The organism is Sphingobium amiense, assembly GCF_003967075.1.
GTDB classification, from domain to species: Bacteria; Pseudomonadota; Alphaproteobacteria; order Sphingomonadales; family Sphingomonadaceae; genus Sphingobium; species Sphingobium amiense.
This window is the reverse complement of record NZ_AP018664.1, coordinates 1,056,593-1,080,399: the sequence shown is the minus strand read 5'-3', so window position 1 is coordinate 1,080,399 and position 23,807 is coordinate 1,056,593. Positions and strand designations below refer to the sequence as shown.

The following is a 23,807-nucleotide window of genomic DNA, read 5'->3' as shown; positions in this document are numbered from 1 at the left end:
CCTTCAATCCGTCACCCGCAAACCCGCCTCCTCTTCCTCTCCCGCCATACCGTTATGCGGTGTGGCGGTACCCGGTGCGATCTGTTCAAGAACACGCTGGATTCTGGCCACCTCGGCCTGAAGCGTCACCCGCTGCGGCTCTGGAAGCCGCTTCTCGCGCAACAACAACCGTGCCTCATCAGCACCGCGCTGCCATGCCGGGCGATGCCGTTCGGCGATGCAGGCATTGGGGCAGCGGACCGGTTCGCACATGGAGATCATTGGCCCGCTTGCGCCTGGCTCCGAACTCCGGTTCAGGCACAGGGCAGTTGCCGGATCAAAGAAGCAATCGGCCAGCGGGCCGACATGCAATGTCCGCGCGAGACTGCCCAGCATGGTGCGCAGACGTGGACGGTCGGCAATCATGGCAGGTAGCGGCGCCAACTCGTGGGCGGCAGTATCAAGCACAACTCCGACCCTGTTCGCGGCAGGTCCGCCAAGGCGTGCGCCACTTTGCCGCTCGTCGAAGTAGACAAGGATATCGTCGATCTGCCCGAGCGCACGCTGGGCTTCGATCTCTCCCCGAAATCCGGACCGGCTGCTGCCAGCATAGCCTTCGAAAGCCGCAACGCTGGCATGCTTGTACTGGATCATGCCGGCAATTGTTCCGAAGGGCCGGTTGGCGATGTGCCAGGCGATTGTGCGGCGAAACTGACGCGTTGTCAGACGCCATGGTCGGCCGTCGGGTCCGGCAGGAATGACGGGTGCCTGCGCGGATCCGAATTGGTCATTGAGGTGATCGCGGAACCGGTTGAGTTGCCGGACTATCTCTGCAGAGACGTGCGTCTTGGTATTGGCCCGGAGCGTGAGGACTGGCCACAGGGTCGTTGTTCCGCGCGCTTGCCCTGCACGCGCGGAAAGGCGTTCGAGGACATCGATGGCTTCAGCGACTGGCGCGATGGTAACCCACTCGGTCTCCTCGCCGCCGCCGCGCTTGCCCTTGTAAGCAGTGGACTTGATACGATGCCGCAAGATCGTACCGTCTTCGGCTTTGGTAATAGACAGGCATCCCTGCCTCATGGCTTGGATCTCGCTGTCCCGCATGCCTGAGAGAAAGGCACATACGATATAGGCTGCGGACTGCAGCATGACTTCCTCGAGGGGCAAAACCTTGGCATCGAAGCGGGTGCGCCAAGGCAGGCCAGTATCGGGATCGGCAGAAATGGGCGTATCCATGCCGCCGATCTCGGTGCCGAGTTCTGCGATGGCAGCGGCGATGAGGTCTGGTGCACCGGTGGCGAGGCCAAGGTGCATGGCAGGTTCGGCCTGCGCGTTGATACCGGCATGGAGGTGGATCAGGTGGTAGTTGATCGGCGGCGTGACGGCGCCGGTTTGCGGGTCTGTTCGCGTTGCGCCGTTATGTGCCGTGGTCCAGATCGGAATGCCGCGCCCATGCTGCCGCAAGGATGCAACATAGTCGAGAAGGCGTTCGCGTTGCCGTAACCGACGAACAGCGGGATCCAGACCTTCCCCAGCGGCAATCAGACGGTTGCGCGTTGCTTCAAGGCGATCGAGTTCCGCCCGTGCGGCAAGGATATCGCCTGCGTGGCAGGTCACGTAGCGCAACGACCAGGAGAGCAGCGGCGTCATGATCGATTCGGGAATGCGCGGCGTCCGGTTCTCCCCTGCAATATGCTTTGCGCCCGCCACGGAAAACGGACTTCGTCCCGGCCACGGTTCGAAGGACAGGTGCGCAGTCGGCAGATGATGCTGCAACTCGTGCAGGTCAAAGACGATCCGCAGCAGCGCTGCCGCTACAACTGGGCGCAGCCCGGCAAGGCGCAAAGATCCGGCGTAGCGATCGACCAGAGCCTGATCGACCCGGCCGAGATCGAAACGCCCCAGCTGAGCCTTCACGAAGTCGAAAAAGCGCAAGGTCCGGTTGGCCTCGCCGCGCACCCCGGCCGGCTCAAGCCGCGAACGGTGACCGGGGAGATCGACATTGAGCCGCGCATGGAGAATCTGGCGCAGGGCATCAGCAATAGATGGGTCTTCAATACCGCCGAAATGTACCGTGACATGGCAGCGCCGCGCGTTGTCGCGAAATACGCCGGGAGCCAGATCCCACACCGGATCGCCGTATCGTGAAATATGCGCGCGATCGCAGCCGGGGCGCAAAGGCGCGGACATAAGCACAGGGAGGGCATCGCGCTCATCGTCGCTCTCCGCCAGAAGCTGGACAACGGTCATACCCGTGCCTCTGGCGGCAGATAGACCGTGGGAGGGTCGTTCGCGACTTGCGCACGGGCCCTTGCCACGACGCCTTCGGCGAAGGCAGGCAGGATCTGCTGAACGATGCGATCATGGGCATGACCAAACTTGGCGGTCCAATCAGCGGCACTCAGGCCGATCCGCTGAGCGTCGACGAAGGAGAGAAAGGCGAGAATGGCAGGCAGCTTGCGCGCGGTAATGACCGCGTTGCGGCAATCGAGGCAGGCCCAGAACGGTGTTGGGCATGGCGTGCCGACGGATGCGAAGGGACTGGAATAGAAGTTGCCACAGCTTGCAAGCCAGACGTCTTGTTCGCCATCGAGCAGTGCGGTTGAAATGCCCCCATCATCGGGATCAGGGCTTGCCAACTTGCCGCGCAGCCGGTCCTCGTCTTGAGGAGGCAGGATCATTGGACCAGCGAGCGCCTCTTCGAGGGCATCTGCCACGGTTTGCTCGTGCAGCGGTCTGAGGGAGGGAATATCGGCGTAGTGCCGTGCCGCGATATCGACGGTATGACCTACGGCGAAGCGGGCCATGTGGCCTTCGGTCTTCAGATACCACAAGGCCTTGTGCGTCTTGCGCAGATACGAAAGACACAGATGGAGCGGTTTACCCTGATCATCGGTAATACAATGGCGCTGCGTCCAGGCACTGACCTTCAAGCGCAGTTGACGAATACCTGCGGTGATCTCGCCCGGCTGAAAATAGACCCAAAGGTTATCGCTAAAGTTATGGACCCTGGCCTTGGACGATAGGGCGATGATGCGTCGGATCAGACCGCCAGGGGTGGATGAGCCGCGATCACGCACCCGGATTGTCTTGTGCTCGGCACCGTGTGCCCGCAGCTTGGTGTAGGCGATATCGACGGTACCACCTGCGGCATTGCGCAGACAATCGAGGGTGAGCGACTTGCAGCACTCCAGCTCAAGCCCTGTCTCGAGTAAGAGCAGAACAAGAAGCGGGACGATATCGTCGGCAGTAAGATAGTGGGCTGCGTGGAGGCTCAGGTTAAGCCTGTCACTGGTGAGATCGCGCTTTTTGCGCAGCTTGTACAGGCTCTGAAACGTGGGATCACGGTAGCCCAGAACACCGTATGTCTCGATGGCAGCATGGGCTTTGCAATATGCGCCATCGATCTGCGCCACCTCATCGATCTGTGGCCCCGATCGCAAGCGGGCCTCGATCGCAGCAATATCCGCGCGTGCCGCATCGCGCAGCTGGCGGGCTACATACGGACTGTAGGCATCGCGTGGACGGGAACGAACGTGTGCGTGTGAGCTGACGTAGCGCAGTCGTTCCCGCAAGCCGCAATCGACAAGCTCAGGGCTGTCGTCCGCGATGCGACGTAGGACGGAAACGACCTTGGCGACATAGGTTTGTCCATGCACGCGAGACTTGCCCTGCGCGCTGAGCCATGTCTCAAATCCATCGATGTGATGGGCGCGAAGGTCAGCAGGGCCGTTGATCCGGTCGCCTGTCCCGGCCAGGTAGGCAAAGAAGCTTGGCAGCTGGTTGGCGTATGTCTTGAGGGAGGAACGTACCATGATGGGGCCGCGCGGTGCGGCCAGCTTGAACAGGCTCCGGGCAAAAGCGAGCGCCAGGCCGCGCGGCCGCAAGCCCGTGAAATCGACGAGCAGCTCGCCGCCATATAAGGGATGAATCATGAAGCGCAGCGTGCTGATCTGCGACCATGGATCGGCTTGGGGCGCAGCCGCCTCGGTCTCGAAGCTGACCTTGCGTCCTTTGCGTGGAGCAGCGCTCATGATCGAAGATAGCCTGGTACGAGTGCCAACAGCTCTTCGACTGCCGCATCGACGGTATCGGCACGCGTGGCGAGGTGATCCAGATAAATAGAGGTCGTCGCGAGGCTCGAATGGCCAAGCAATCGCTGGACCTGTTGAAGCGGATCGCCGACCAGCTGGCGATAACCTTCCATGGCGCCCACTGGTGCCGCTGCGTCGGCGAGGCGGCGCTGGATCAGCATGGCCAGCATGTGGACTGCAAAGGAATGCCGGAGTTGATGGGGGCTAAGCCGGACCGGGATGCCTGCGTCCGTGCAACGGCGGCTTGCCCGTGCGAAGATCGCTTCCCACGAGTTGGGCAACACAGGATGGCCCACCTCGGTCAGCCAGAGGACCGCGGCTTCGCGCGGCGTTCCATCGTCAGCGCAAATAACAAGCCTTGCGCGTTCATCCGGTGTGACGACCTCCATGTCCATCGTGCCACCGCCAACGAGAGGCAATGCGCGCTGCCCGAATGAGGGGCTGTGGATGAAGATCGGGCGGTCGATGGCTTCCCAGCCACGGCGCTGTGCGAACTTGGCGACGGCCGCCGCTCGCTCAACGGCGATGTAGGCGTCAAACACCGGCAACAAACGGCGCGGTAGCAGCATGCTTCGCCCCCTGTCACCCTTGGTAAGTGCCGCCGGAAGCTCGACCCGCCGCTGACGTTCCGAGCGGGCGTCGCAAACCGGAATCTCAGCTGCGAGCAAGTGGGATGCCTCTTCCAGGCGCAGGCCGGTGGTGACCAGCAGATCGGCGAACAGCGCGTTGCGCGCGCCATTGCGGTCACGCGCTCCAGGACGCTCGGTCCCTTCAACGGTCAGGCCGCGCAAACCAACTTCCCGGAAGGCGCGGTAATCGGTGAGATCGATGAAACGGACGTCGGAACGACGGGCTGCGCGCTCATAGGCGTCATTGCGGCCCGTGACTGCCGCCCGGCGCCCATCGTGCGATCGTCGCCAGACCTGACGATGCGTAAAAGGTGTACGCTCGATCAGACCCTCCCGTTCGGCCCATCGATAAAGCTTGTCGAGCGAGGCAATCGCCCGGTTCCACGTCGATGCCGAAATCCGGAACTCAGCATCGCTGCGCCGCCGGGCACGATGATAGGCACCGACATCATTGGCATCGGCTTGCCAAACAGACTTGCCACGGGCCGAAGCGAGAAAGCGAACCCAGACCAGAACATCATAGCCATGGGCGCGCAACGAGTGTCGCGAACGCGAACCGTTCAGCGGCAAATCGAGGAAGTAGCGCTCAAGGTGGAGATCATAGATCGCACCATCACGCAGGATTACCGGGATGTAGGAGTCCAGGCCATCCGCCGTCCGGCGCTCCTGAATGACGATCGACGCACCTGAAGTATCCACAGCTTGTCAGTCCCTCCCCCAGACCCCCTCCCAACTCCAGATCGCACACGTTGCGCGCCTGCGGGACGGTGGTCATCAGGCCGGATTACGCCAGCTTATGGATAGCGCTTCATCCGGCCTGATGCCCCCCTGCGTTGCGCCAAAACATACCGTTCAAGTGTGCGTGAGGCACGGTGCAGACTGTCCAGATAACGCGATCAGTTCCTCGCGGGCATAGCCCGCTGTCCCAAAGCCATGGGAAAGATCGCGGGCCAAGCGCGAGACATGTCCCGTTGCGTGGGTCAGCTCATGCAGGCAGGTCCGGTAAAAATTAATCTGCTCGAAAAAGGCCAGTTGCGGCGGCACCTGCACGATATCGAGCGAAGGCATATAATAGGCCTTGTCCCCGCCCATGCGAAAATCGACGCCGCTCGCCGCGATGACCTCCTCGGCTATGGGAATGGTTTCACGCTCAGGCAGCGGTGCGGGATCAGGCAGGACTTTATTCTCCAGCCCTTCACATTGCGCGACATTGAAGACCGTGAAGCGTTTGAGAAAGGGAATGGCCCGCGCCGCCTCCCCGCTGTCCTGCGCCCGCGCCTTTTCGGTTTCGGGAATGAAGCGGTCGGCATAGACGACCATGCAGCCATGCTCGCCCTTGCGGACGGCGCCGCCTGCCTGCCTCGCCTGCCGGAAGGTCAGCCAGCTCTGGCTGGGATGGCCCTTGGCGATCACCTCGCCCCAAAGCAGCAGGATATTGATGCCGGAATAATTTCGGCCGGTCAGCGCATTGCGGGGCAGGGCAGGGCCGGACCGCAGCCAGCGCCCTCGCCCGCCTTGCCCCAGGGCTGCACCCAAGGCAGCCGCCCGGCCTCCAGTTCGGCTATGATCCGGGCCGTCACCTGCTCATGGATAGTGGGCGGCGCATTGTCGCGCGCGCCTTGCGCCCAATCGCCTGCGTGGCTGCCTTTTGAACGTGCATGGTTCTGACGCCGGTCAAGGGCGCGGGATGAAGAATGGGACGTCATGCCTAGCCTCCAAGCACCACCCCAAAACCAAAATGGTCCCCCGCAGGGCGGGGGTGGGCGGCAAGGAGCACGGCAAGGCCCGCGGCCAAGCGCCGAGCGCACCCGACAGGGCCGAAGCGAAGCGGAGGAATGGCGGCCTGCCGCCATTTGCGGGAGGTGCGCGCGGGCCTAGCAGGGCGAGCGAGCCCATCCCCGCCTCAAGGGATGGACCACCATCGCTCACGCCGCGGCGCTCGGCGCCGCGTCCATCAGGGGGCCGACATGACGGACCCAGGCGCCAGGTGAACCGTGAGACGTGCCCCGCTTCAACCACACCGCGGGGCCGAGACCCGAGGCAGGCAAGCAGCGCGATGCGCACTCCTGTCGGCCAGACACCGGCAATGGTCTCAAACAGCCCACCCAATCTTTCGCCCTGTCGCCATGGTCGACATCGACCATGCGCATGCCCTGCCGATCCTCTGCTCTCCTATTTCGATCGCATCAGCAGCCGATAGCCGCCCTGCGCCATGGCGCGGGCGGATTTCACCATGCGCCGCACGCGCTGGCGCACATGGTCGGTCCGGCCTTCCCAGCCCGTTTCCACTGCCAGTGCCCCGAACAAGGCTTTGCCGATTTCGCGGTGGCTGGCCCCCGACGCGCGCGCATCATGGACGCGCAGCAGCGCCAATCCCCGCCCGATCACGGGATCAGCGGGATAGAGCGGCGCGCGAAACCGGCCAGTCCTGACCAGATCAAGAAAGCGCTCGAGCGTTCTCAGGCGCCGGGCCGCCATTTGCGAGCCCCATATCTCATAATGCAGCAACACAGCGCCCCGGGCGTGGGTCAGGCTGCCTGCCATGATGTCGATTCTCAGATGCCGAAGCCCATCGCTCAGCACGGCATGTTCCCGGCCCATGGTATCGGTCGCGATCCACAGCCACGGCAGCAGCTGCCCAAGCTCGATACTTTCCTCCACCGGCGCAGAATGGTTGGCGATGACGACAGGCAGGGTCGCAGGATCAATATCCGCACGCCAGATGATCCGAGCCTCCGGTGCCGGGAGGTCGGGATGTTCAGCGAAAGTGAAGCCCCCATGGCGACGGGTCCAAGGTACCTCTGGTGATGCGGCTCGCCTGTGCATGCCAGGCGACATAGTCTGGATCGCGGCGCAGCCATTCCCACATCAGTCCCGCGCGATCGATTTCGCGCAGCCCGGCATAGCATGCCGGATCCTGCCAATTTTCGGCGGCAGGACCCGCGGCGCTCCGTCTCACCGCTCGCTTTCCGGGCGAATCGGCGGCGCTTTGGCCGCTTTGAATGATTGAAGTCGGCGATCTTTGCTGCACGGCAGCAAATATGTCCCCGGACAGGAAAAACCATGATATGTCAGTTTCATGACAAAACCTGCCGGTCGGCGGCATGAGGCCCCGCCTGTCGGCCACAACAATGAGGAAAGGCCGGCTGCAGGACGCGCGGCAGCTTGAGATGCCGCCTGCGGCCGGGACGCGTGCGCATGAGCATGCATCAGGAAGCGATGCATTACCTCCAATGCATCAACCAGGTTCGGACGCGCGACGACATGGGGTTCGTCATGCGCGTGATTGCAGCGCAGCTGGGCTTTCAATATTTTGCCCTGACCCAGCATGTCGATGTGGTCGCGGCAGGCAGCGGCGTGATCCACATCCACAATTATCCCGACCGTTGGGCGGATTTCTATGCCGCGAACGCGCTGGGCATCACCGATCCCGTCCACAGGGCCTGCCATATGACCAGCTGGGGGTTTCGCTGGACACAGATGCCGACGCTCATACCACTGACGAGCGGCGACCACAGGCATCTCGCACGCGGAAGGCAGGCGGGGATCGGCGACGGTTTTACCATTCCCTCCAATATCGGCGGGCAGCCCCCAGGGTCCTGCACCTTCGCCAATGCGGGCGATCGCCCCCTGCGCGAGGACAGGCTCCTCCTGGCGCAACTGCTTGGCAATTATGCGTTCGATGCCGCCCGGCGACTCTGGTCGATGCCCCGGCAGGCCATGACCGCGCCGCTCATCACCGACCGGCAGCGCGACTGCGTGCAGTGGGCGGCGCGAGGCAAGAGCGACTGGGAGACCAGCCAGATATTGGACATCAGCAGGGAAACCGTGACGAGCCATATCAAGGAAGCCTGTGCACGCTACCAGGTCAACAAGCGGATATTGCTCGTCGGCCGGACGCTGGGTGACGGAACCCTGACGATCAGCGACATTGGCGGCTGGAGCCATCCCCATTTCTGGGAATAGCGGCGACTCAGCCTCCGAACCGACCCTTGATCGCCCAAGACCAAGGGAGCTTATCCATGTTGCATATTGTAAAAGAACCGTTCCGGCCGCTGCCGGACACCGTGTTGCGCGCCATGTTCGCGGCCCGCAAATCCGTCTTCGTCGATCTCCTCAAATGGCAGATTCCGGTTCTCGACGGCCGGTTCGAGGTCGACCAGTTTGACGATGAACATGCGCGCTACATCATCCTGTCCGAACCCGACGGCACCCATCTCGCCTCGGCGAGGCTGCTGCCGACCCAGCGCCCCCATATTCTCGACAGCTTCTACGCCAGATTATGTGACGCGCCACCGCCGCGCGGCGGGGACATTTTCGAGATCACCCGCTTCTGCCTCGACCGGAACCTGCGGGCGGCCGAACGGCGGGTGGTCCGCAACCGCCTGGTGACCGCGATCGCGGAGCATGCGCTGGAGAACCGCATCAGCCGCTATGTCGCCATCGCCGAGATGAACTGGTTCCAGCAGATCCTGGCCTTTGGCTGGCAATGCCGGCCATTGGGCGCGCCGCAATGGCATGAGGGCTCGCTGCTCGTCGCGTTGGAGATAGAGATGAGCGCGGACACGCTCGACCGGCTCGCTGAGGCCGGGATCTATGATCAGGCACCGATGGCAGCGTGAGACGGGAGACGCGATCATGACCGAACCCCTTCCCACCAGTGCGTCGCGCCTGATCGAGCAATTGTTCGACCAGGGCTGGTCCGTCCTACCGCACGCCTTGCCCGAAAGCGTCATCGCCGCGCTGGACGCAGACCTGTCGTCCTCTTTTGCGGAGACTCCCTTCTGCCAGGGACCATTTTATGGCGAGACGACCAAGCGCTTCGGACGGCTGCTGACGCGGTCGCCCCATGCAGAAGCACTGGTGCGACATCCGCTCATCACCCGGATCGCCCGGCAGATTCTTAGCCCCTGGTGCGACTGCATCCAGCTCAATGTCGGGCAGGCCATCGCCATCCACCCCGGCGCGCCGGCGCAGGTGCCCCATCGCGACCAGGATATGTGGCAAGCGCCCAAGGGAGAGATCGAATATCTCGTCAATATCATCTGGCCATTGACGCCCTTCACCGTCGATAATGGCGCGACGCTGGTCTGGCCGCGCAGCCACGGCGCCCAGGCGCTCCTGCCCGATCCGATCGACGATCCGATCGCGGTCGGGATGGAGCCCGGCTCCGCCCTCATCCTGCTGGGTTCCACCCTGCACGGTGCCGGCGCAAACCGGACCGCTGCGGTGCGGCGCGCGATCGTCACGGGCTATAGTCTGGGATGGCTCAAACCCTATGAAAATCCCTGGCTTGCCTATCCGCCCGCAGTCGCACGCCGATTTTCTCCTGAACTGGCCGCGCTCGCCGGCTATCGCCAGCACCGCCCCAATCTCGGCAATTTCGAGGGACAGTGTCCCTCGGTCCTGCTGACTGGCGCGCCTGATCGCCCGCTGGCCGCCATCGATGCGCTGCGGCCGGACCAGCAGGACATGGTGGCGGCCTTTGCGGCGCGGCAAAGCTGAATCAGGATGAACGCCGGTCCAACCTCCGAGCGGGTTCAGCAAAGCCTGAGACGCCTCATCATGGAACGGGGCTATCGTCCCGGATCTCGTCTCGATCCTGCGGAGCTTTCCGCAATCCTGGCATCGAGCACGACACCGATCCGGGAGGCGCTCAGCCATCTGGCGGGCGAGGGTCTCGTCGAAGCGCGAAGCGGCGGGGGCTTCCTTGTGCCGCTGATCAACGAGCCGGGCCTCAAGGATCTCTACGCCTGGTCGGGCGACATCATCCAGCTCGCCCTGCGCAACGTCCGCTCCTCCCTGCTGCGATCGATCGAACTCGATCCGGATTCCTCATCGGGCGCGGACCGGGCCGCGCACCTCCTTCACCGCATCGCGAGCGCCTCCAGCAATCGCGAACATGGCGAAGCGATGGAACGCACCAACGCCCGCCTTCATGTCGCGCGTATCGGCGAAGAAGACATTCTGGGCGACACTGGGGAAGAATTGCAGGCGCTGGCGCACAGCGCGCGCGCCGGTGACATCGGGCTGCTGCGCAGGACCTCATCAACCTATCATCTGCGCCGCCAGCGCGCCGCGGCAAAACTGCTTCGCGGCATCTATCGAGACGAATAACAGGCGGGACATTCCGCCTGGAACTTGTCGAAGAGCAATATCCATTCCTCCCGATCATTCCATATATTCGCGATATCGGATCCGTATAAATTTCGGATAGGGCCGTCCGCTTCCTACGCTCCATGGTGCTGCAAATAGTCGCAGCAAAGCCAAGGAGTGAATATCATGGAACGTGACAATGACGTGATCGAACTCGGCGCGGTCAGCGTGGAAACCAAGGGGCCCGGCGGCATCACCGGCGATGTCGGGCTTGGTGAAAATAATTTCGGCCTTTCCGACGACTGAAGCGATGGCGCGCAGCTTCGCGGCTGCGCGCCTCGTCCGTTCGAGACACAGAATGAGCGGCTATACACTGCGCGATGGTCTGAGCTTCTGCCGGACCGAGGGACAGGTCATTTTCCTCGATCTCCATGCCGATCGCTATTTCGGCCTGCGGCCAGCGCTGGACCAAGCGTTCAGATCCCTCATCGACGCTAACCACATCGATGCCCGGCAGTGCGACGCCTTGCTGGAAGCGGGCATCATCATCCGGTCGCCGGTCGGTATCAGGCCCGCCCCCTGCCCGCGCTCGCATGCATCCGAGGCCAGGCTGCCCATTGCGAAGCCGCGCCTGTCACCAGCCTATCTCGCAAGCGCCCTGACCCGCCGGTTCTGGTGGCGCGCGAGACTGAGACAATTGCCCTTCTCGCGGAACATCCGCTCGATCGAACGGCGAAAGCTTGGCGTGACCCCACGGACGGCCCCGACCGACCGGCTTGCCCATATTGATCAGGCCTATCGCCGGGCCGCGATGATTGTCTCTGCCCGTGACCAGTGCCTCCCCACCGCGCTGTCGCTCGCGTCATGGCTGATCGCGCTCGGCATCCGACCGGATCTCGTCCTGGGCGTCAAGCTCAACCCCTTCCAGGCCCATAGCTGGGTCGAGGTCGACGGCATGGTCGTCGCCGATGATCCCGATCAGGTCCGTCCCTTCTGCCCGATCAGGATCATCTGATGGAGAGATTTGTCGCCATATTCGCGCCGAAACCGGAACGCAGTCCTATCGCGCCGCCGATCCGGAGCGCGATTTCTCGCGCCGAGGCGCTGTCGGTCATGATCGACCGGGACGATATGCTGGTCGCAAGCAGCGGCGGACAAGTCCGGCATCTGGGCGATGATATCGGCATGGTCATCGGGTCGATCTTCGCGACCGGCAAGAGCGATCCGGCCCCCCTGTCATTGGATGTCACCGCCGACGGCGAACCGTGGGGATTCCAGCGATTGAGCCAGGACCATTGGGGCAATTTCGTCGCGATCCTGCGTGATCATGCGGGAGGCTTTCATGTCCTGCGCTCTGCCTTCGGGCGCCTGCCCTGCTTCCATGCGATGCAGGGCGATCAGCTGATCCTTGCGTCCGACATGGCCCTGCTGTCACTTGGCGGATGGAGATCCCGAGGGGTTGACTGGTCCGCCATATTGCGCCGTCTGGCGCTCAAGGATATCCCCTCGCCCTCCACCTGTCTCACAGGCGTGCAGGAATTGCGGGGCGGCTCCCGTCTCCATCTCACCTCCAAAGGCCTGGGCGTCACGCGGACATGGAGCCCATGGGATCGGGCCGGCCGGCGCCACTGGATCGACGACCGGGACGAGGCCGCGCGCATGATCCGGCGCGCGGTCTCGACGGCGACCCGCGCCAGCATCATGGGGACCAAGCGGGCCCTGCTCATGCTGTCGGGCGGGATAGACTCCTCCGTGCTGGCCGCCGCGCTCGGCACTCATGGCTGCCCCTTTACCTGTTTCAATCTCGCCAGCCGCGGCGCGATCGGCGATGAACGCCATTATGCCCGGATGGTCGCATCCCATCTGGGCGCGCCGACCATCGAAGCGCAATGGGATGCTGGCATGGTCGACGTCAGCCGTTCCCATACCCAGGATCAACCCAATCCCCTCGCCCGCAGCTTCATGCAGGGCACCTCCCGCCTGCTCCATGAGGCGGTCGGGGCAAGCGGAGCCGATCTCACCATCGATGGCGGCGGTGGGGACAATGTCTTCTTTTCCTTGCGGTCCATCGCGCCGGCGACCGACGCTTTCCTGCGCGGACGGAGCCTGGGTGAAGGCTGGTCTACCGCCAAGTCGATCGCGGCCATGGCCGATGTGAGCACGATTACGGTGCTTGGCCGGGCAGTGTCACGCGCGTTCCGCCGGTCGCCGGCCTATCGCTGGCGGCCTATGACCCAATTTCTGTCCCCGCAGGTCATGGGCGACACAGCTCTTGTACCACGCCACCCCTGGCTGGAGCCGCCCCGCGGCGGTGAAACCGGGACGGCCGCCCATATCGCGCTCATCACCGCCGCCCAGGGCTGGGCGGAAGGCAATGATATCCGGAGCCCGGTGCGCCATATGACGCCTTTGGCTTCGCAACCCGTCGTGGAAGCATGCCTGCGGATACCGAGCTGGTGGTGGTTCAGACAAGGGCAGAACCGGATCGTGGCACGGGATGCCTTTCGCGACCGCTTGCCAGCAGCCATCGTCGACCGCAGGACAAAGGGCACGCCCGACAGCCATATCGCGGAAATCTTCACCGCGAACCGCTCCGTCATCCGCGCCATGCTGCTCGACGGAAATCTGCGCCGAGCCGGACTGCTTGACCTTTCCCTGCTCGAACAAGCCCTGGACGGCGAGGGTTACGTCCAGGGCACGGCCTATCACCGCATCATGCATCTTGCGGACGTCGAGGCATGGGTGGCGGGGCAGACGCAGGATTAGGGAGGAAAGGGCTGTTTTAGGCGCAGCCTGTCCCAGATCGCATATTGCTCCGCCTTGCGCGGATCGGGATCTTTCTTGCCCTGAAGCCAGTAGAGGAACCAGTCGACATTGCGTTTGTAGATCGCCAGCCGGTGCAGCGGCTGCCATTTATTATGAAATTCATCGGGGAAGACGTACATGTCGACCGGCTTGCCCTGTTCGCGCAAGGCAGCGAAGACGTCGATCGCCGTCAGATATTCCCGATCCGCCAGCTGCATGAGCAATGGCGTATCGATCGACGCGGCATTGCGGATCATCGAACCGGGCTCCCAATAGTCCCAATCGTCGGAGGTGGCGGGCGGGAAACCCTGCGACCGCATCTTCCGAGCAAAGGCCGGGCCGATGGTGGCGTTCACGGTCCAGGGTTCAAGACAGCAGGTGCTAATCGCGGCGGCGGCAAAGCGGCGGCTGTTGATGAGGGCAAAGCCGACCGTGCTCGATCCATCGCTCAAACCGGTGATGCCGATGCGATCCGGATCGGCAATTCCCATGTCGATGACGCGCTGCACCCCGGTCATGACCGAAGATTGCATGCTGCGCCTCTCCCCCCAATCCCGGTCATTCTCGGCCAGCAACTTCTGCCAGTCCTTGTTGAGCGGGTTGATCGCCCCGACATGGGGCGGGCGGTCCAGGCTGAGAACGGCAAAGCCTTTTGCCGTGAACAGATGGATCGGATATTCATTGCCGGTCGCGCCCCGCAGAAATCCATTGCTGCGATAGGTCGTCACGATCATGGGCAGCCTCTCTCGTCCATCATAATCGGGAGGCAGGACGAGGTCGCCGGCGACTTCCAGGCCCAGGTCGTTCCGCCATTCCAGCCGCTCGACCCTGCCGAACCGGATGGATCGATATTCGGGATTGGGATCGTAGAGCAGATCGGTACGTCCGTCTCCCGGATCGATCCGCACGATCTGCGGCGGCACGCTCGCGCTTTGGCGCAAGCAGACAAGGTTCCCACCTGCGAGCTCACAACCGCTGATGACATCGCTCGTAACAAATATTCTCCGTGGCGGGCCGGAGCCAGGCCGCCAGCGATAGAGCGCCGTCGACCGGTCATTCCAGCCCTCGCGGCGCAGGAAGAGCAAGGGGCCATCATGGGACATCCACCAAAGCCCGGCAAACTTGCCGCGACAGGCCTCACCCGGACAGGGGATTTTCACGCCAGCCGCAGAGGACATGGCCAGCGCCCATGGGCTGGCCGGATTGGCGGTGACATGCTCCGTCTGGACAAAGCGCCCATCATCGGCCCTCGCCGAAAGCGGAAGGATTGCATAGCCGATCGGATCGGGGCCCAGCAGCGCCCGGTCACCTTCTTCGCCGGGCCGGGCCTCTCCCCCGCCCGGATCAACGCGAAACAGGGACAGGGCTGTCGTGGCGAGCGGCATGGGCTTGTCGCCCATCATCGGCACATAGCGATCATCATAACGAAAGCCGGTCACGGCCTCGCGCGCCAATGCGGTCCGCTCCGCCATCTGTCCGGTCCGGCTCGCATAGATGAGCGCCCTGCCATCAGGCCCCCAGGCAAATTGCTCCACATCGACGGGAGAATGGGTGACGGCCCGGGCGGGACCGCCATCGGCACGCACTGTCCAGAGTTGGGTGACACCCTTGTCCCGCCGCAGGAAGGCGATCCACCGGCCATCGGGCGACCAGGAAGGCGCGAGCAGGATCGGAAATCCCGTCGGCAGGATGACCCCGCGATAATCGCCGGTCCCGCCAATAAACTCTCCGCCCTGATCGAGAAGCCGCGGCTTCGCGGATGGCTTCACATCCATCACCGCAAGGCCGATGCAATAGCTATTGGTCGATGCCTCCGCCCGGATCAGGATGAAGGCGAGCTGTCTGCCGTCCGGGGAAAGTCCGAGCGGGCTCTTGTTGCCAAGAAGGGCGCCATCGCCCCGCCCGATGTCGCGCACGCCGAGCAGGTCCTGCGCCGTGATGGCGCGTTGCTTCGTCATGGGCGCAGGGACCGACAGCAGGTCGCTGCAATCCGCCGTCGCCGTGGAAGGCAAGGCGAGAAGTCCAACGCCCGCGGCCAGCAGCGCGGTCGATGCCCTGTCCATGACGCTCACCATTTCTTGACCAGTTCGAGCGCGATGAAGCGGCCGACCGCTGAATAACTGGTCGAGTCATAGGGCGTGTCATAATAGAGGCTAGTCGCGACAACCGAAGGCAAGGCATTGAGAATATTCTGGACCGAAAGGCCAAGCTCGACGCCGCGCAACAGCCCCGCTTCCTCGCCAAAGCGATAACGGGCGCTGATATCGATCGTCGTCATGCCGTCAATGTGCAGAGCCGGCGTGGAGCGCACATCCTTGACGCCGCCGATCGTGCTGAGCGTGGCCGCGGTGCGGAAGCCGCCCTTGCTCCAGCCGATCATGCCCCTGCCGCGCCAGTGCGGCGGGTTGAACAATCGTCCCGCCAGTTGCTCGACCGGACCGTCCGCCAGAAGCTGCTGCTCGCTGTCGAGATAGGTGAGATTGGCCGACATCTCGATGTTCCCATCGGCAAGGCCGGTCCTGTAGGCAAGCTGGGCATCGATGCCCCTGACAGTCTGACGCCCGGCATTGATATTGGCGCGATTGATGATCGCGGCGACCTTTGCCGGATCACAGGGCACGCCCGCCCCGTTCAGAAACTGGCTCGCATGGGCGATCGCCGCTGCAAGCTGCTCGGGCGTCGGCGCGTAGGTGATCTGCCTGGCGTAGATCGGATTGACGAGCGCCAGCGCTGACGTCGGGATCGGGTTCACGATGCGGTCGACATAGCGGGTTTGGAAATAGCTGAGCTCGAAGGACGCGCCCGGAAGGGCGGGCGGACGCAGCGCCATGGTGGCCGACCAGCTGCGCGCCTTTTCCGGCTTGAGGTCGCTATTGCCCCCGGCGATCAGCAATGCGGTGGTCCCGCCGGGATAGCCCTTCCCCCCGAATGTCGTGATTGGATATAGGATCGCCTGTTCGATCGAATAAAGCTGGATGAAGCTTGGCGCCCGGAAGGATCGGCCCCAGCTCGCCTTGATGTCGAGGAAATCAGCCGGCGCGTAGATCATGCCGAATTTGGGTGTCACGACATCGGCAAGGCCGCGATAGCGCTCATAGCGAAGCGCGGCGCTGAGACTGAGGCTGCGCATCAGCGGCAAGGCCTGCGCGGGCCCAATGAGCGGGAAGCTGGCCTCGCCAAAGGCATAGACGCTGTCCTGCGACGGCCTGGCGTTGTTGATATTGCCCACGCCCCTGAAGATTGCGAAGTCATTCGCCCGGATACCGGCCCCTATGGCCAGCTTGGCGTCCCCGCCTGGCAAGGCGAACAAGGGGCCGTCACCCGCGATCTCGCCGGTGATCGTCCGGTTATTATAGCGCCCAAAGGCCCGGCTCAAAAACCGATCGTTTAAGAAGGTATCACCCTGAAAATAAGTGCGCCCCTTGCCGAAACTACCCGACAGGCTGAGCTGCCACTGCCCGAGCGAGAGCCGCGCCGCTCCCGAAAAGGCCAGCGTATAGCTGTCAAAGCTCTGGGTGATCCGGCTGACCGACAGATTGGCGGCTCCGCTCGTGGGATAGGAAAATTCACCGGTCCGCTGGTTGTAGAGGCCGTCCAGTTCGATGGTCAGATTGTCACTGATGTCCTGATGGATGCTTCCCGCCACCGCATGGCGACGACTGGCCGGCAGCAGGGTCAGGTCCGGCCTGATCCGGCCATATTTGCGCTGGTTAGTCATGAGCGCAGTGTTCCGGCCATATTCATAGGTCAGGAAACCGCCGCCGCCGTTCCAGCGGCTGCCGGCCAGCACGCCATATTGCTGCTGGAAATTGCCGCCATCGGGTGACCCGCCGATACGGGCGCGGGTTTCAACGCCGTCATAGTCGCGTCTGAGGATCACATTGACCACGCCGCCGACCGCGTCCGACCCGTAGATAGCCGATGCGCCGTCTGCCACCACCTCTATGCGATCGACGGCGGCAAGCGGGATGGCGGAAATATCGACGCCCTGCCGGGCCGAGTCATAGGGCACACGGCGACCGTTCAGCACGGTGAGCGTTGCATCGCTGCCCAAGCCACGCAGATTGACCGACGACCCGCCGCCGACATTGCCGCCGGTGCTCGAGGGCACGTTGAAGCCGACGCCGGGATTCTGCCCGCCACCAAAGCTTTGCGGCAGGCTGCGGGCGACGTCGCCCAGATCGGCGAGACCGGTGTCTCTTATCGCCCGGTTGTCGAGAACCATGACCGGCGACGGGACCGGCGCGCCGCGAATGCGGCTGCCGGTGACCACGATGCCAACGCCCCCATCCCTCTCCTGCCGGGACAGACTCTCCTTTCGGATGACGATGCTGCCTTCGAGCCGGGTCCAGGAAAGGCCGGTTCCGGCGAGCAGTCGGTCGAGCGCGCCTTCGACCGTATATACGCCGTGGATCGCGGGGCCGTTCATCCCCTCGACAAGGCTGGCATCGACAAGGATCGTCTGACCCGATCGCAGGGACAGTTCACGAACCGATGCGCCGAGCGGCTGGGCAGGCAGCGTGATCGCCATTTTGGCAGCTTGCTGGGCGAGCGCGATCGGCGCGCTGGCTACCAACATGGCGGCAGCGATGCTGCCGGACAGATAATATGCGGTGACTGAAAACCGAGACATTGGACCTTCTCCCCCGTGCCGCCATTCAAGCGGGACAATGGGGAGACGCCGGTTCGCGAAAACACCCGACAGATTTTTTACGGGGCTATGTTTACCTATTTCGCCGGAGCAACCAGCAGGATTGTATCGCTGTCGGGCCGCTCGACCTTCAAATGGAAGCTTGTCGCGACAGCGCGGGCGAATGCTTCTGGATCGCGGACCCGGAAACCGCCCGTCACACGCACCGGCAGGGCAAAGGGCTCCGCCAGACGGACCTGCACCTTATTATAGCGGTTGATCGCCGCCACCGCCTCGGCAAGCGGCGTTCCGTCGAGCGCCAGCATGCCCGACACCCAGCGCGCTTCAGCCGGAGAGGCCACACGCTCCGCCATCGAGGCGTCCAGCGTCATGCTCTTGCCCATCGGGAGCGTTCTCGCCTGATCGGACGCCCCATCCAAACCGCGCAGGTCCACCGATCCATCCAGAACGGTCACCACCGGTTTCTCGCCGATCATGTTTACGTCGAACATCGTGCCATGAGCTATGATCTCACCGCCGGCCACCTGCACACGGAACGGGCGCTTCCGGTCTGCCGCGACACGGAACCGCGCTCGTCCCCGCTCGAGATCGAGCCGCCGGTCGCCGCCCGACAATTGCACGCGAAGGCTTGTGGCCGTGTCGAGGATGACGGTCGATCCGTCCGAAAGCCCGACGGTGCGGATCTCGCCCACCCCAGTCTCATAGATCGCGGCCTGCGCCGTCGTGGAAATGGCCAATGGCCCGCCGGGCCGGACAAGACTGACCGTCACCACGCCCAGCAACGCCGCCGCGCCAAGAGTGGCGGCAGCGATATGCGTCTTTTGCCGCATCCAGAAGGGCGCGCGGCCAAGCGACCGGGTCTGCCCGACAGGGCGCTCGCCCAGAAGCGTTCCAAGCTGCCAGTCGCGCTTGATCCGGTCATAGGCGATGAGATGACGCGGATCGGCATCGAGCCAGGTCGTGAACGCGCGCTCGGTTGCCGGATCGGAATGTCCAGCGAGACGCGCCAGCCAGTCTTCGGCAGCGTCATGGATGGATGGGGGAATCGGCATCCCCTCAGGCTCAGTCATGCGCCCGCAAATGCCGTCCAAGCTGCTTGATCGCCCTACTCATCTGCTTCTCGACCCCTCTCACGCTCAAACCGGTCCGCTCCGCAATCTCGGCATAGCTATAGCCATCGAGACGGCAAGCGAGGAATATCTCGCGGGTCAGTGGCTTGAGCCGCAGCACGGCCTCTTCGATGCGGGCCAGCCGGTCGCGGGCCTCCAGTGCGGCCACGGGATCGCCGCTCGCCAAGGACAGATCCTCGATCGGAACATGATGATGCTCGCACCTACGTCCCGCACTTCTGGCTTCGTCTCGCAGCACATTGCGCGCGGCATGGCGCAGATAGGCCCGTGGCGCCTGGATGGGCGCACTTGCACTAATCGGCTTGCCGACCATACGGCTGAAAACCTGCTGCACGATATCTTCCGCTCTATCCTGCCCAGTCAATCGGGAGAGGAAACGCAGCAGCGACGGTCGCTCTTCCCGATACAGACTGTCCAGCGGATCAGGCTGCACCGCCACCCGATCATGACCGGGTGGCAAGGGATCGCCTTCATCCAGAGGCTGGTGCGATATTTCCGATGCGGGCCACATCACGGCCTGCTCTCGGCATTTGTCCTGGCTTCCGATCCCATCCGCCGCTCCCTCGCGATTGACGAGGGTGCGCCGGCATAAGCCGGGCGTTGAGCCGCGCTTGAGAACGCGTGCCGATGCCTTTGGCCACGAATGGCTTGGACATAGCATCGGCCACCCGGCCGCATCTGCGACGAGTCTCTCCTTCCCAAGCGAGGGGCTCAAACCTCGGCGCTTCCCCACGGAAACGCCCTGTCACATTATCGTAATGTCAAGCCGATGCAATATGTTAGAGGAGGATCGAAGTTGACGCCGTTCCACTTTGTCCGCGTCGGCCATGGTTGAAATAGGCACCTCTGACCCTCTCAAGGTTAACGCGCGAAGACCGACCGATCACCTAGAGTATCGGCGGGGTCCCAGCGGTCCCATCATAAGTGGTATGTGACTCAGATGGGCCGATTTGAGCCGATCTGCACCATTTCCTTGGAGGTAGCCGGACAGCGATAATCTTTCATGGCAGCGGATAGCTTCTGTGTCCCCCTTGCACCCGAGCCGATCCGCTACCACCGACACCATCATCAACAGGGCAACGCCCCATGAAGAGCTACAAGACCCGGCATCAACTGTTCCTGCCCAAGGAGATGAACAGGCGGCTCGAGCATCTGGCGACGAGCTCGGGCCGGGCACGGTCGGAAGTCCTGGTCGAGGCACTCCACGCCTGGTTCAACCTGCGGCAGGCAAAAAACGACGAGGCCATCGGCATTCGCCTTACCCGTATCAAGCGCAACACTGACTGGATGCGGCGCAATCAGGGACCGCTCAGGAGGTGCTGGCACAGATGGTCCTGCACCAACTCGTCACCGGTGCCATGGAACCCAGTCAAAAAGGTTGCCCAGGCCGCAGGCGCCAAGCTCTTTGCTCAGCTGATCGACGAAACTGATGACGGGTTCGGTGGCAATGCTGCGCCGGCCACCGACGATCCCACAACCCGGAAGCCGAGGAGTTTGCAATGAGTCGCGAACATAGACCATTTAAGACCGCGGAGCTTCCGAACCCCAATATGCTCGAGCCGATCGCCCTGCGCGTTTCCGAACGGATGCCCGGGTCGCGCACCGAACGGCGCGGCGCTCCAGTCAACTATCGGCGGAGCTATACAGGCGGCGGCAGCTAAGGGTTTGCATCCACATGCCCACAAGAAGTCGCCCAACGACGGCACCCAGCCTAGCCGACGCGGCAGCGCCGCATGGGACGCCAATGGCTGGTGACACGCCGACAGCATCATTTGAACGTCGCGCGGCTACCCCACAGCGATCTGCCAAGCCCGTGGTTGGCGCACGCGCCACCATCTCCCATTCCGATGAAGCACGGGTGCCGCCTCGCTCGCTTACTGCCAGTCACCACGAATCCCTCCTAACCCCGCGCGACATCCTGTCGCGGCTCAGCATGACCAGCACCGAGCCTGCGAAATGGATGCGGCGTACCTTCGACAAATATGGCGTGCCCTACGTCCATGCGTGCGGAAAGATGCGCGCGACGGAGGCACAATATCAGATGCTATTGGAAAAGATCACATGCTGTCCGTCCGTCGCCGTGGGAAGAACGGCATTTACTATATCCGAGGCTCAGTCGCGCTCGGCGACAAGCGGATCGACGTCAAAGAGTTCAGTTCAGGAACGAGTGACGCAGATGCTGCGTCGCACCTGATGACGGAATATGAGACCAAGCTGCGCCATCAGCTGATGTTCGGCCCCTCCGCAATCGTCGCGCAAGGGAGCATCGCCGACGCCTTCGCCAGCTATCTGTCAAAGGCCAAGCCGCCCTGTCCTGCCGACATATTGCGCATCGGCAAGCTCAACGCCCAGATCGGCGACCTGTCGCTGCAGGAACCGAAACAGGCATGGGAGCAATTTCGGCTAGCCAATCTGACCGGTCACGAACCCGCCGGCCAGGATCGGTACAGGGCCGTGTTCCAGGCGGCCGTCAACGTCTATCGCGAACTGCATGACCTTCCACCGCTCAGGATCAAGGCGATCCCGTTCGACAATGAGCGGGTGCGCTTCCTGACGAAGGAAGACCGCGACCGGCTGATCGCGTCCTACACGCCGCATGTCCAACCGATCATCACCATGCTGGCCTTTCACGGCCCGCGCGTCCAAACCGCCCTGCAGATGGCTTGGGGCGTGAACGGCGTCGATATGGAACGGGAAGCAATCCGGCTCAATCATACGAAAAATGCGGTGATCCAGTCGGTTCCAATGCATGCTCGCGTCAGGCAGGCGCTGCTCCCGATGTGGGAGAAGCGCGGGCGCCCCATGAAAGGCCATGTCTTCCTCAACCGCTTCGGCGAACCTTATCAGGACACCCGGCTTCCCCCCATTTCTGGGGGTAACCCCCTGAAGAGCCAGCACAAGACGGCCTGCAAACGGGCCGGGATCGACGACTTCACCATTCATGACTGGCGCCACCATTGGGCATCGCACTGCGTGATGGCCGGCATCGACCTCATCACCATCATGTACATGGGCGGCTGGAAATCGCTCCGCATGGTTCAACGCTACGCGAGCGTCGGCGTGGATCACATGCGAGAGGCGATAAACAAACTCGAATGAAGGCTATCAATAGGGAGAAACAAAGGGCTGCCAAAGGCGTGACTATCTGGACTGCGAGAACAAACTGCCGAAAACTTCCGCCAATCGCTGATGGTACGCCTCGTTAGAGAAAAGCAAAGCCTGCTCCAATCCTTTGCGCTCCAATTGAACACGTTTTGCATCCTCAGTATCGACAGCGCAAATTGCTTGCCGAATTGATTCGACTGAATGGGGATCAACCAACCACCCAGCCTCTCCCGCCACCTCCGGTAATGCCGATGTGTGAGAGACTATGACCGCCGTGCCCAGCGCCATAGATTCCAAAACAGGTAGGCCAAAACCTTCGTAGAGGCTGGGAAAGATCGTTGCCTTCGCATGCCGTATCAATTCTACAAGATCGCGGCGTGACAGATATTGCAAAAGCCGCACACGCCCTCCCGGCATCTGCGCCAGTTCTGCGAGCCTTTTCTGTTCCGCCTCGCATGACCAACCGCCAGCTGCGACCACGACCAAAGGCGTTTTGACGCCACTCCCCTCAAAGGCATCAAGCAGGCGGCCTACATTCTTTTTCGGCTCGATCGCGCCGAAAAACAGAAAATATCCTTTATCCGGCAGACCTTGTCGCCCGATAAAATCGCCCTCGGGAATGCCGGAGCATTCGGCCAATCCATCCAGATCGAAAGCTTGATAAGTATTTGTTACCTTTTCTCCACTGATATTAAATTCAGCAATTATATCCTCACGCGAACAATTCGATACTGTTAAGATATGATCCGCGCGCTGCGAAATGCCGTTACAGATGCGACGATATTCCTCTACACCATTCTTTATCATCCATGGAAATTTCAGAGGCACGATATCATGGATCGTGTAGATATTCTTCGCACCCGGAACGAATAATGGTAACGGATAGGTCCAATGAGCAATGTCCACGCCAGGAACATGAACAGGCACGAAGGTCCCAGTCTGTCGAAAAGCCCGCTTCGCCGCACGAAACAGTCGCGGGCGGTTCCAAATGGCATCAGTGGGAGGGCAGGCTATATCTCGGCTCTGGGAGAAATCTGAAACATCGACTCTATGAGCCTTAAATCCAAAGGGGGCTGTAGCGAAATCAAGGACCCTGCCCGCCCGCCTAGTCAGCATATTTTTGCTGCCGTCATCTTCCTCACCGAAAAGAAGGTGGGTCTCGTGCCCCAAAGCGTGAGCCGCCTTTAAAAACACCCTACCATAAGTTGCGACGCCCGTGCCGCGCGAAAGCGCAATATTGTACCCGTCAACCATCACCTTCATTCAAGCGTGCCCGTCAATTCCAAAGCTGGGTTAAGCGCCTGTGCGCGAGTTCAAA

General features: G+C 62.6%; 21 protein-coding genes. 9 read left to right on the top strand and 12 right to left on the bottom strand.

Annotated features, from left to right (window positions below; translation table 11 throughout):
- Nucleotides 1–3: 3 nt before the first annotated feature.
- From SAMIE_RS05055 to SAMIE_RS24095, 7 genes are all read right to left on the bottom strand, one after another.
- Nucleotides 4–2,229 carry a site-specific integrase gene (locus tag SAMIE_RS05055; protein ID WP_030538913.1) on the bottom strand — a complete coding sequence of 742 codons (2,226 nt, stop codon included), beginning with the start codon at nt 2,227–2,229 and terminating at the stop codon, nt 4–6.
- The gene (locus tag SAMIE_RS05050) at nt 2,226–4,013 is read right to left on the bottom strand and encodes a hypothetical protein (protein ID WP_030538912.1); all 1,788 of its coding nucleotides are present in this window, start codon (nt 4,011–4,013) and stop codon (nt 2,226–2,228) included. The genes SAMIE_RS05055 and SAMIE_RS05050 overlap by 4 nt, the downstream gene beginning before the upstream one ends.
- Nucleotides 4,010–5,401, bottom strand: coding sequence for a tyrosine-type recombinase/integrase (locus SAMIE_RS05045; RefSeq protein ID WP_030538911.1), 1,392 nt, complete (start codon nt 5,399–5,401; stop codon nt 4,010–4,012). The genes SAMIE_RS05050 and SAMIE_RS05045 overlap by 4 nt, the downstream gene beginning before the upstream one ends.
- Before the next feature lie 153 nt (nt 5,402–5,554).
- The gene (locus SAMIE_RS23960; protein WP_269472500.1) at nt 5,555–6,238 is read right to left on the bottom strand and encodes an ArdC family protein; all 684 of its coding nucleotides are present in this window, start codon (nt 6,236–6,238) and stop codon (nt 5,555–5,557) included.
- Nucleotides 6,163–6,408: an ArdC-like ssDNA-binding domain-containing protein gene (locus tag SAMIE_RS23955; protein ID WP_233423692.1), complete on the bottom strand. Its 246-nt coding sequence runs from the start codon at nt 6,406–6,408 to the stop codon at nt 6,163–6,165. The genes SAMIE_RS23960 and SAMIE_RS23955 overlap by 76 nt, the downstream gene beginning before the upstream one ends.
- Before the next feature lie 466 nt (nt 6,409–6,874).
- A complete protein-coding gene (locus SAMIE_RS05035; RefSeq protein ID WP_162849035.1) occupies nt 6,875–7,528 on the bottom strand; it encodes a DUF2285 domain-containing protein in 654 nt (217 codons plus the stop codon).
- Entirely contained in the window at nt 7,461–7,808 is a 348-nt protein-coding gene (locus tag SAMIE_RS24095) for a transcriptional regulator domain-containing protein (protein ID WP_066702193.1), read from the bottom strand. The genes SAMIE_RS05035 and SAMIE_RS24095 overlap by 68 nt, the downstream gene beginning before the upstream one ends.
- Before the next feature lie 92 nt (nt 7,809–7,900).
- Here SAMIE_RS24095 and SAMIE_RS05030 point away from each other — a divergent pair, with 92 nt between their 5' ends.
- The 7 genes from SAMIE_RS05030 (at nt 7,901) to SAMIE_RS05000 (ending at nt 13,564) form a co-directional block, all read left to right on the top strand.
- The gene (locus SAMIE_RS05030) at nt 7,901–8,668 is read left to right on the top strand and encodes a LuxR family transcriptional regulator (protein ID WP_232037377.1); all 768 of its coding nucleotides are present in this window, start codon (nt 7,901–7,903) and stop codon (nt 8,666–8,668) included.
- A gap of 56 nt (nt 8,669–8,724) precedes the next feature.
- Nucleotides 8,725–9,324, top strand: coding sequence for an acyl-homoserine-lactone synthase (locus tag SAMIE_RS05025; protein ID WP_066702196.1), 600 nt, complete (start codon nt 8,725–8,727; stop codon nt 9,322–9,324).
- Nucleotides 9,325–9,340: 16 nt separating this feature from the next.
- Complete coding sequence (locus SAMIE_RS05020) at nt 9,341–10,207, top strand: phytanoyl-CoA dioxygenase family protein (RefSeq protein WP_066702200.1); 867 nt, start codon at nt 9,341–9,343, stop codon at nt 10,205–10,207.
- Nucleotides 10,208–10,213: 6 nt separating this feature from the next.
- Nucleotides 10,214–10,819: a GntR family transcriptional regulator gene (locus tag SAMIE_RS05015; protein WP_083952578.1), complete on the top strand. Its 606-nt coding sequence runs from the start codon at nt 10,214–10,216 to the stop codon at nt 10,817–10,819.
- A 165-nt stretch (nt 10,820–10,984) separates the two neighbouring features.
- Nucleotides 10,985–11,104, top strand: a complete 120-nt coding sequence (locus SAMIE_RS05010) for a benenodin family lasso peptide (RefSeq protein ID WP_126516753.1) — start codon at nt 10,985–10,987, stop codon at nt 11,102–11,104.
- A gap of 52 nt (nt 11,105–11,156) precedes the next feature.
- Entirely contained in the window at nt 11,157–11,813 is a 657-nt protein-coding gene (locus tag SAMIE_RS05005; protein WP_025549571.1) for a lasso peptide biosynthesis B2 protein, read from the top strand.
- A complete protein-coding gene (locus tag SAMIE_RS05000) occupies nt 11,813–13,564 on the top strand; it encodes an asparagine synthase-related protein (protein WP_066702205.1) in 1,752 nt (583 codons plus the stop codon). Before SAMIE_RS05005 ends, SAMIE_RS05000 begins: the two co-directional genes overlap by 1 nt.
- Here SAMIE_RS05000 and SAMIE_RS04995 read toward each other — a convergent pair.
- From SAMIE_RS04995 to SAMIE_RS04980, 4 genes are all read right to left on the bottom strand, one after another.
- Entirely contained in the window at nt 13,561–15,666 is a 2,106-nt protein-coding gene (locus tag SAMIE_RS04995) for an Atxe2 family lasso peptide isopeptidase (protein ID WP_232037376.1), read from the bottom strand. The two genes, SAMIE_RS05000 and SAMIE_RS04995, sit on opposite strands and share 4 nt — an antisense overlap.
- Before the next feature lie 5 nt (nt 15,667–15,671).
- On the bottom strand, nt 15,672–18,236 hold the full coding sequence (locus SAMIE_RS04990) for a TonB-dependent receptor (protein ID WP_066702211.1): 2,565 nt from the start codon (nt 18,234–18,236) through the stop codon (nt 15,672–15,674).
- Between the two features lie 95 nt (nt 18,237–18,331).
- A complete protein-coding gene (locus tag SAMIE_RS04985) occupies nt 18,332–19,324 on the bottom strand; it encodes a FecR family protein (RefSeq protein ID WP_066702213.1) in 993 nt (330 codons plus the stop codon).
- Nucleotides 19,317–19,895 (bottom strand): RNA polymerase sigma factor, encoded by a 579-nt coding sequence (locus SAMIE_RS04980; protein WP_083952580.1) that lies wholly within the window; start codon nt 19,893–19,895, stop codon nt 19,317–19,319. Before SAMIE_RS04980 ends, SAMIE_RS04985 begins: the two co-directional genes overlap by 8 nt.
- A 575-nt stretch (nt 19,896–20,470) precedes the next feature.
- On the opposite strand from SAMIE_RS04980, the gene SAMIE_RS04975 reads away from it, so the two are divergent.
- Together SAMIE_RS04975 and SAMIE_RS04970 are read left to right on the top strand one after the other, a co-directional pair.
- Nucleotides 20,471–20,887, top strand: a complete 417-nt coding sequence (locus tag SAMIE_RS04975) for a ribbon-helix-helix domain-containing protein (protein WP_232037375.1) — start codon at nt 20,471–20,473, stop codon at nt 20,885–20,887.
- 558 nt (nt 20,888–21,445) lie between these two features.
- Nucleotides 21,446–22,483 (top strand): tyrosine-type recombinase/integrase, encoded by a 1,038-nt coding sequence (locus SAMIE_RS04970; RefSeq protein WP_066702219.1) that lies wholly within the window; start codon nt 21,446–21,448, stop codon nt 22,481–22,483.
- 42 nt (nt 22,484–22,525) lie between these two features.
- Here SAMIE_RS04970 and SAMIE_RS04965 read toward each other — a convergent pair whose 3' ends face one another.
- A complete protein-coding gene (locus SAMIE_RS04965; protein ID WP_083952581.1) occupies nt 22,526–23,752 on the bottom strand; it encodes a glycosyltransferase family 4 protein in 1,227 nt (408 codons plus the stop codon).
- Nucleotides 23,753–23,807: the final 55 nt, after the last annotated feature.

Bases quoted from the DNA above. Each gene is read 5' to 3' on its own strand.
- SAMIE_RS05030 (WP_232037377.1), top strand. From the start codon at position 7,901: ATGAGCATGCATCAGGAAGCGATGCATTACCTCCAATGCATCAACCAG.
- SAMIE_RS04970 (WP_066702219.1), top strand. From the start codon at position 21,446: ATGCTGTCCGTCCGTCGCCGTGGGAAGAACGGCATTTACTATATCCGA.
- SAMIE_RS04965 (WP_083952581.1), bottom strand. From the start codon at position 23,752: ATGAAGGTGATGGTTGACGGGTACAATATTGCGCTTTCGCGCGGCACG.
- SAMIE_RS24095 (WP_066702193.1), bottom strand. From the start codon at position 7,808: ATGCCGCCGACCGGCAGGTTTTGTCATGAAACTGACATATCATGGTTT.
- SAMIE_RS05050 (WP_030538912.1), bottom strand. From the start codon at position 4,013: ATGAGCGCTGCTCCACGCAAAGGACGCAAGGTCAGCTTCGAGACCGAG.
- SAMIE_RS04975 (WP_232037375.1), top strand. From the start codon at position 20,471: ATGAAGAGCTACAAGACCCGGCATCAACTGTTCCTGCCCAAGGAGATG.
- SAMIE_RS04985 (WP_066702213.1), bottom strand. From the start codon at position 19,324: ATGACTGAGCCTGAGGGGATGCCGATTCCCCCATCCATCCATGACGCT.
- SAMIE_RS05055 (WP_030538913.1), bottom strand. From the start codon at position 2,229: ATGACCGTTGTCCAGCTTCTGGCGGAGAGCGACGATGAGCGCGATGCC.
- SAMIE_RS05025 (WP_066702196.1), top strand. From the start codon at position 8,725: ATGTTGCATATTGTAAAAGAACCGTTCCGGCCGCTGCCGGACACCGTG.
- SAMIE_RS05035 (WP_162849035.1), bottom strand. From the start codon at position 7,528: ATGCACAGGCGAGCCGCATCACCAGAGGTACCTTGGACCCGTCGCCAT.
- SAMIE_RS04990 (WP_066702211.1), bottom strand. From the start codon at position 18,236: ATGTCTCGGTTTTCAGTCACCGCATATTATCTGTCCGGCAGCATCGCT.
- SAMIE_RS05000 (WP_066702205.1), top strand. From the start codon at position 11,813: ATGGAGAGATTTGTCGCCATATTCGCGCCGAAACCGGAACGCAGTCCT.
- SAMIE_RS23955 (WP_233423692.1), bottom strand. From the start codon at position 6,408: ATGACGTCCCATTCTTCATCCCGCGCCCTTGACCGGCGTCAGAACCAT.
- SAMIE_RS04980 (WP_083952580.1), bottom strand. From the start codon at position 19,895: ATGTGGCCCGCATCGGAAATATCGCACCAGCCTCTGGATGAAGGCGAT.
- SAMIE_RS05010 (WP_126516753.1), top strand. From the start codon at position 10,985: ATGGAACGTGACAATGACGTGATCGAACTCGGCGCGGTCAGCGTGGAA.
- SAMIE_RS05005 (WP_025549571.1), top strand. From the start codon at position 11,157: ATGAGCGGCTATACACTGCGCGATGGTCTGAGCTTCTGCCGGACCGAG.
- SAMIE_RS04995 (WP_232037376.1), bottom strand. From the start codon at position 15,666: ATGGACAGGGCATCGACCGCGCTGCTGGCCGCGGGCGTTGGACTTCTC.
- SAMIE_RS05015 (WP_083952578.1), top strand. From the start codon at position 10,214: ATGAACGCCGGTCCAACCTCCGAGCGGGTTCAGCAAAGCCTGAGACGC.
- SAMIE_RS05020 (WP_066702200.1), top strand. From the start codon at position 9,341: ATGACCGAACCCCTTCCCACCAGTGCGTCGCGCCTGATCGAGCAATTG.